1 pseudogene is annotated in these 565 nt (G+C 60.2%); it reads right to left on the bottom strand.

From position 1 onward, the window contains the following. A pseudogene (locus tag C2I19_RS19635) lies at positions 1-417 on the bottom strand (ISAs1 family transposase); the annotation flags it as partial. Positions 418-565 lie beyond the last annotated feature (148 nt).

Raw genomic sequence — 565 nt, 5'->3', positions numbered from 1 at the left:
CGTGCACCTTCTCCTGCCCCAGCACCAGGCCGGCCTGGGTGGCAAAGGCGCTCACCATATGGATGGCCTGCCGGCCGCCTCGACTGGAGCCCCGCAGGTCTTGCCATCGATGGCGAGCTGTTCGTTGTCTAGCGCGGGCAAGATGCCGCCTGCCCAGGTGCGGAAGGCGCATTCAAATTGCTTGGAGTCCATCAAGCGGAAAATGCGCAAGAAAGTGTCTTCCGACGGGATGCCATGCTTCAGGCTCAGTAAGCGCTGCAGCCAGTCCTGCTTGTAGCGCGCCCAGGCGACCATTTCCTCGAAGGTGTCGTTGTCGCACAGCATCGCGCAAATGGCGATGACGAGGATTTCGCGGAAGTCGTGCAAGGTGCCATTGCTGGTCTGGCGGGGATCGTCAATGTGTTCAAGGGCTTGCATCAGGCTGACTCCAGGCGTGCTCACATTCATGCGGGCAAAGTCGGGTAGTAGAGGCGCTGTTGCACAAATCCGCCCGTCCCGCAGCTTGGTAAGATAGTGGCATGACCAAGCCCGCTCCAAAACGCTATCGAACGACCAACTGGAACGC

This window comes from Chromobacterium alticapitis (genome assembly GCF_002924365.1).
Classification (GTDB): domain Bacteria; phylum Pseudomonadota; class Gammaproteobacteria; order Burkholderiales; family Chromobacteriaceae; genus Chromobacterium; species Chromobacterium alticapitis.
This window is presented reverse-complemented; position numbering and strand designations above follow the sequence as displayed.